The following is a 6,803-nucleotide window of genomic DNA, read 5'->3' as shown; positions in this document are numbered from 1 at the left end:
GTACTAGTCGTTCTTCACCTGATTGAATCGACCGATTGGGCGGTCCTCTTTCTCGGAATTGTCTACTTACTGCGTATCAAAGATTCCCGTGTACGGTGCTGGATTTATCGACTCAGCTTGTTGAAGTTTCTCATTCCAACCACGTTGTTTGCTTCCTGGTTCACGGTCGAAAGAAGTGGAGAATTGCTCTCAGGATTTTTGATCACCGCCCAGCCGGTTATTTCGGCCGTTCAGTATACCACAGAACAATCCTTCTTCGCCTATCCTGTTTATTTATGGTTGGCAGGATGTTGTTGTTTATTTGTTTTGGCTTCGATTACTGGCATCCGCGTTCACCGTACTATTCAAACTAACTGCTCCCTTTTTTCAGCAACTGATGAAGCATTGTTGAACAACACGCTTGCCAGTATGGGCTGTGCGGAAGGTTCCCTGCCGGGAATACTTGTAAGCAAAGGACCTTCGATTGCTTTGTATGGACTATTTCGACCCAGAATAATCGCGAAACGCGCGTTTCTTGAAACGCTCGATGAAGATGAGCTCGTTTCCGCGTATCAACATGAAATTGCCCATTGGATGAGGCGAGACAACCTGTGGCGGCTTCTTACAGATTTCGTCACGGCTGTGTTCTGGTTTCATCCATTGGTGTGGTTTATTCGAAAACGACTAACTCTGGAAACGGAAAAAGCCTGTGACGAAACAGTGCTTGCTTCGGGGAAACAGGCGAATCGTTACGCGAGTTGTTTGTTGAAAGCGGCTGAATTTTCTCAAGAGGAAAATTATTTCGGTGCCATTGCTCTATCGGAGACGTCACTCAAGCAACGTGTATCACATGTAATCCACTATAAAAAAGAAAGAGTAAGTATTATGAAAAAATCTGCCATTATTCTGACCTGTCTGTCCCTGTTCGGATGGTCATTGGTCGCCTTCGCTGAAACCTCACAAAACGATGCAAATAGAATCTACGAAATATCGGAGCTCGATAAGGCTCCCGTGCCTTTGGTGCGAGTTGCCCCGGTATACCCGCCTGAGCTTAAGAAAGAACGAATTCAAGGTTCCGTTAATGTAGTTTTTATTGTAAGTGAACTGGGGAATGTCGACTCCATGAGTATTGAGAAAAGTTCCAATGCCGAATTTAATGAATCAGCACTCACAGGCGTCGCTCAATGGAAATTTGAACCGGGATTGAAAGAGGGTGAACCAGTCAAAACAAGAGTCCGCTTGCCCTTGAGTTTTGCGCTGAGAGAACCGAAAGAAAAGGAATAATTTCTGGGTCGAATACTTCGGCGAATATTTATTCATCGAATATCCAGAGGGTCGGTTCTTGTTGTAAGAACCGGCCTTTTTTATCATTTGTCTTGTACTTGATGATCGGCTTACTTTGTAAGTCGATCAAAAGATTGCTACTTCGATAAAAATCAATGCTCTTAATCAATTCATGTTTCTTTCAACCCCAAGCCATGAATGGACTCAACCCCGGTCTAATAACCCAATAGTCAGAACTGGAAATAGTAGACTTAGCCTAATATCCCTGCTCATGTTTTTAAAAATCCTCCCCTGGACCCGGTTGTTTGTTATTATAGCAACGTTATTCGTTCCCAAGCTGGATGCGGATGATCGCCCCAATGTGATTGTCATTAACGTGGATGAACTGCGTTGGGATGGTTTAAGCATGAGTGGTCATCCTTTTGTGCAGACGCCGCATATTGATCGGATTGCCCGGGAAGGAATACTGATGGAAAACTCCTTTGTGACCACACCGCTTTGTGGACCGAGTCGAGGATGTCTGATGACGGGTCAGTATGCGCATACCAATGGAAGCTACAAAAACAGAGCGCCCAAAGGGCATACGAAATTGCTTAAAACCTATCCGATGTTGTTTCAAAAGGCAGGTTACAAAACGGCATTCATCGGCAAATGGACAACGGGCGTTAACAGCGATAAAACACCTCATCCAGGATTCGACCGGTGGTTCTGTTCCGGCGTGAATCGTGATTACAAGATGGATCCAATCGTAAATGTGGATGGGGCGATGATTCCTTATAAAGGGCACGCAACCGATATCGATTCCGCGGAAACGGTACGCTTCATTCGTGAAAACAAAGACCATCCGTTCAATATTTCCCTGTGGCACCGATCCGTCCATACGAGCTATGGCGATGAAGGCCTAATCGCCGCGGAGCGCAATCGCGGTCTCTACATGAATCAACCTATCGAGCGTAGGCTGAGTGCTCACCCAGGCTTCGTTGTGCAGCCATCTCTAAAGGGTTTTGCACAGAAGCCACCGACGGATGAAGACATCCGCAATATTGCCCGGATGACGGTCGATATCGATGATGGAGTGGGTGAGATCTATCGAGTCTTGGAAGAAGCAGGTATACTCGATAAAACCATGATTATCTTTGTTGGCGATAACGGATTCTTCTTCGGCGAACACGGACTCACCGAGAAGCGATTGGCTTATGAAGAATCGATACGCGTGCCATTCTTTGTGCGCTATCCACCGTTGATCCATGGCAACAGTCGATCACCAGTGGGCGTGCTTAATATCGATATTGCTCCCACGCTTCTGGCGTTGGCGGGAATACCCATTCCGGAGGATATGCATGGGGAGAATCTGTTGCCTGTTTTTCAGGGAGGTTCTTTGAAGGAACCTCGCTCAGCACTATTGTTTGAGTTCTGGCCTGAGACCGATTTGCCGGGACAATTGTGTTGGTGGAAAGCAGTCCGCACGGACAACTGGAAATTCGTTCATTACTACCAGGAACCATTTTATGATGAGCTCTATGATCTAAAGAATGATCCTTATGAGATGAACAATCTTATCAAAGAAAAGGATCAGGCAAAAGTGTTGATGAAAATGCAGTCCGAACTTGAAAGGCTCATGATCAAGTACGGTGACAAAGGTGGTGATTATGCTTTCTGGGAAAACCTCTGAATGGGTGCTTTTCAAAGAATATCGATGCCGTGGATGACCTCGTAGTATTCTCTGGGATTAGCTTTGCGTTTCCAGTGTGTGTTTAATGGCAAACCTTTACTCTGCGGAGTAACCCCGCCACATCCAAACCAGGGTGTCCGCGATAGTTTGTTCAAAGACTTTCTGGTCACAGTGCTTCGTAGCCTTACTGAAAATATAACGGTAATCATAGCCTTTGGCTTTGAGTGCGGCTGCGGTTCGTTCATTGGCCATTACCCAGTTGTGGTAAGTTTCTTCAGGATCGTTTGAACGATTGTCGTTCTCGGATACGTGCGTGAAGATACGCAAAGGCTTTTTCTCACTGTTTTCTATTAATTTCATGCCAGAATGATATTCCCAGGCACCGAGCGGATAGGCGGTTTCTTCGGGAGCGTCATCATCCTGTTGATCCACAAAGGTTCCTGAATAGGTGATGATGCGACGAAACAAATCCGGACGAAACCAGCCCATAGTCAGTGCGGCTGCTCCACCCGAACTGCATCCCATTGCTGCCTTGCCCCAAGGGTTTTCCGTGAATGCAATATTAGGGAAAGCCTTTTTGATTTCCGGATTGTTTAGCACTGCCTGCAATACTTCGTCATTTATAAATCGGGCAAAACGGTCGGAGAGGGTGTCGTATTCGAGCCCACGCTCGCTACCCTTTCCATCGTTCCCTCCATTTTCAACCGCGATGGCAATGAATGCCGGCAGCTTGCGGTCTGGATCATTTGAAAGGGTCAGGTTGTCCAGCGCATTGCGCACCAGATCGAGGCGTTTGGGTCCGTCGTGTGTAACGAGAATAGGTGCATGAGTGCCGTCTATGTAAGCTGCCGGCACATAGACGAAGATTTTTCTCTCCTCGCGAATAGGTTTTTGGGAATCGAGAGTGGTATCGTCTCCGCGGAATAGTTTGCTGTCGGCCAGCCGCATTGAAAATTCGAAGTAACTCCCTTTGGGATTCCCCAGATCGGTGAGATCCGGATCCATCTTGTAGTCAGGACCGATTATGAAATTTCCATTTCCTTCAATACCTGGATGCTCTGAGTAAGTATTTGCGGGCTCAGAAGAGCAAGCGGTGCAAAGAATACCTATCGCAAAAAGGAGGTATGCGGAAGTCTTCGGGGAGTTTGAAAGTGACATATGATATCTTGGGTTGGTTTACCTTGCGGTTCAACTTAAACTGGTAGTCTTGAGGAGGCTCTTAGACAATGAAAAATCGGACAAATGCTTGATTCAATTGCCGATACTATTTCCCATCATCAAGTTTTCCTTACGCTCGGTCCTTGATATGGATCCAGGTGTGGACATGCGGATCTCCTCGGAATAACCAGATCATATTCGGGCCTTCAATTTGGAAGGTGTCCCACATCCCGTCCTGACCGATGTCTTCATCTTTATAAAAAGCCAGGTGTAGATTGTCGAAGCCGCTTTTCTCAATGAGCTTTAGGGATTCCTTACGATCAACTTCGCGGAAGGGTGCGAGCATGTCGTCCAATACTTTCCTGACTTCATCCTTTTGATCGAAGGTGAGGTCGGTCATACGAATGCCATCAAGACCTGTAGCCTTGCCAGTTAGCTTGACCGTTTCCTTGCCTTTTTCGTTTCTGGAAAAATCGAGCAAGGCCTGCTTCCTTTGTTTGCCATCCATCATTTGGAAAACCTCATTTACACGCTTGGCCTGGAACCAATAGGCATTACCCGGATGGTGCGCTTCTTCATCGAAAGATCTGGCTGCGTGTCCGTAAAAGATCGGACCACCAAATGCAGTACCCTCAACCGAATCGCCATCGCAGCGCCTGGTTGTATGGCGGCCGGTAAAAACGAACTCAAATTTTCCCGTGTCTGGTTCGCCAAACAATGCGATTGAACAATTTCCGAAGCCGCCTTTGCCGTTATCGTGCTCAACTTGCTTCATTACCTGTTTAGCATACTCTTCGCTATGCATGTTCATGAAGATCTCCCGAATCATTGCTTGTTGATCCTTCGTGTAAGATTTCGCGACACGATGGTCTTTAACAATGAACCAATTATTCTCGACTTCATGTTGAAGCTTGTGGTCGAAAGGGAAACAGATCGTGTTACGCTGTTTCTCGGTCAGGCTGGTATAAAGTGTCTTTACCAGAGTTTCTGACTTGGGTAGCGGCTTCTCTTTCGCGGCGAGCGGATTTGTGATGGCTCCAAACGGAAGTATCGCGCTTGCAGCGGCAATGGTTGAAGATTTCAGGAATTTCCGACGCGATAATGGCGGGCAAAGTCCACAGAACTCAGGGGCAGTTATTTTCTTCATATTCGGACCGTATCGAGTTTTTGGTAAGTCGTCAGCAAAATTGCTGCGCTATGAATATACAACGCGATGGATGAGGATTTGGTTGCAGAAAAGAACTACTCGCTACCATTAACAGAGTTGCCAGCTGCAACTATTTCCGGCAGGATTGGTTTAAGGTTCTGGTATAGTTCACTTCAAAGCGAGGTTCTCCTGTATGATCATTCACAAAACCCAGAATTACATCCTAAAACTTCTATTGGTCAGTGCGCTTGGTTTGGGATTCGGTCTTTCTTCGAATCTTTTTGCTGATTCCTTTCGTTTTAAAAACAAGGTCATCGATACTGGGATGAGTAAAGGGAAGGTGTTTATGATCACCGGACAACCCGATTGGAAGGCGAGTTACATGGTTGGAGATCCTAATGATCTTGGGAGTTCAGTGTATCATTCGGACGCTTTTTCCGGGACCAGTCGTATCAACGCTTTCAGTGGCACATACGATCCCGTTTCATCGGTTATGGTAGAAGAATGGTTAATCAACCGCGGCAAGAACCGGCTGATGCAAATACTTCGGTTTGAAGATCAACGGTTGGTTGGCATCGATAGCATCGGCTATGGTTTTGACGAAAAGTATGGACGGAGTTTCGCGAATCCGGATTGGTCGCTCCTGAAAACTGGAGATACGTCCTATGAAGTAATTAACCGGTTTGGCGAACCATCGATTACTGAAACGAAGCCCAATATCAGCTTTGTTCGCATTTATGGGCCGCATCGGCATCCGCTACATTTTCGCAGTGCGGAGGTAAGCTGGTGGTATTACAATCAAGGTCCAAGCCGCCTCTTTCGAATCGTTAAGCTCGTGAATGGTCGGGTGGTGGATATCGAAATAGAGGGCTATGGTGTGTCGGAGAAGTAACCTGTTTCCGGGATTTGGCGTTACTTGTTTTGCATTATTATGGCTGCACTCCGGACATGTGCATGGCCATTACGCATGAATACACCATTCGCCTGGAAGATGAAATCCGTGGTTCAAGAACCTTTGGAATGAACAGAGATCCTCGTGGTGCCGGAGAACGAGTAGGTCCGCAAGGCGGGCAACGCGGCGGACAATTTGGCGGGCCCGGAGGTCAAGGTGGAAGACCCGGGCAAGGACGTGGCCCCGGTGGCGCTGGTGGAAGACAAGCGCAGCTAGAGGACCCGGTGGTGGAATTGCTCAAATGGATGCAAATCAAGATGGTGAAATTACTCTCGCTGAAGTTACCGAAGGAGAGCGTCAACGACGTGGCGATGAATTTAGTGAAGAACGTGTTCAGCGAATGTTCGACCTTTTTGATGAAAATAAGGACGGCGTAATCTCTGCGCTCGAAGCTCAAAATACGCCTCCTGGAAGAGGTGGTCGGAATTAGGGTAGGGGTGGTCATTGATGTTTCAGATTCGAAACGGATAGTTAGGGTGCAATTTTATCTGCGGGGAGTATTCGGCCTCTTGGTCGAGCGAACAGCTCAATCCAATTTTCCTTGCAACCGAGATGGGTAGGGCGACTGCGTCCTCGCAGTGCCGTGTATTTCCGGGACGTTCGGCGGCGGT

6 protein-coding genes are annotated in these 6,803 nt (G+C 47.2%); 4 read left to right on the top strand and 2 right to left on the bottom strand.

What is annotated here, in order from left to right:
• Together O3C43_24305 and O3C43_24300 are read left to right on the top strand one after the other, a co-directional pair.
• The coding region (locus O3C43_24305) for a M56 family metallopeptidase (protein ID MDA1069610.1) at positions 1 to 1,263 on the top strand (1,263 nt) is incomplete at its 5' end.
• A gap of 271 nt (positions 1,264 to 1,534) precedes the next feature.
• A complete protein-coding gene (locus tag O3C43_24300) occupies positions 1,535 to 2,935 on the top strand; it encodes a sulfatase-like hydrolase/transferase (protein ID MDA1069609.1) in 1,401 nt (466 codons plus the stop codon).
• A gap of 96 nt (positions 2,936 to 3,031) precedes the next feature.
• On the opposite strand, the gene O3C43_24295 is transcribed toward O3C43_24300, so the two are convergent.
• Together O3C43_24295 and O3C43_24290 are read right to left on the bottom strand one after the other, a co-directional pair.
• Positions 3,032 to 4,093: an alpha/beta hydrolase-fold protein gene (locus tag O3C43_24295; GenBank protein MDA1069608.1), complete on the bottom strand. Its 1,062-nt coding sequence runs from the start codon at positions 4,091 to 4,093 to the stop codon at positions 3,032 to 3,034.
• A gap of 130 nt (positions 4,094 to 4,223) precedes the next feature.
• On the bottom strand, positions 4,224 to 5,240 hold the full coding sequence (locus O3C43_24290; protein ID MDA1069607.1) for a DUF3500 domain-containing protein: 1,017 nt from the start codon (positions 5,238 to 5,240) through the stop codon (positions 4,224 to 4,226).
• A gap of 193 nt (positions 5,241 to 5,433) precedes the next feature.
• Between O3C43_24290 and O3C43_24285 the strand changes: the two genes are divergently transcribed.
• Both O3C43_24285 and O3C43_24280 read left to right on the top strand, forming a co-directional pair.
• Entirely contained in the window at positions 5,434 to 6,132 is a 699-nt protein-coding gene (locus O3C43_24285; GenBank protein MDA1069606.1) for a DUF2845 domain-containing protein, read from the top strand.
• Positions 6,133 to 6,146: 14 nt separating this feature from the next.
• Entirely contained in the window at positions 6,147 to 6,569 is a 423-nt protein-coding gene (locus O3C43_24280; protein MDA1069605.1) for a hypothetical protein, read from the top strand.
• Positions 6,570 to 6,803: the final 234 nt, after the last annotated feature.

It is taken from the genome of Verrucomicrobiota bacterium, assembly GCA_027622555.1.
Lineage (GTDB): Bacteria > Verrucomicrobiota > Verrucomicrobiia > Opitutales > UBA2995 > UBA2995.
This window is presented reverse-complemented; position numbering and strand designations above follow the sequence as displayed.

Bases quoted from the DNA above. Each gene is read 5' to 3' on its own strand.
- O3C43_24300 (MDA1069609.1), top strand. From the start codon at position 1,535: ATGTTTTTAAAAATCCTCCCCTGGACCCGGTTGTTTGTTATTATAGCA.
- O3C43_24295 (MDA1069608.1), bottom strand. From the start codon at position 4,093: ATGTCACTTTCAAACTCCCCGAAGACTTCCGCATACCTCCTTTTTGCG.
- O3C43_24290 (MDA1069607.1), bottom strand. From the start codon at position 5,240: ATGAAGAAAATAACTGCCCCTGAGTTCTGTGGACTTTGCCCGCCATTA.
- O3C43_24285 (MDA1069606.1), top strand. From the start codon at position 5,434: ATGATCATTCACAAAACCCAGAATTACATCCTAAAACTTCTATTGGTC.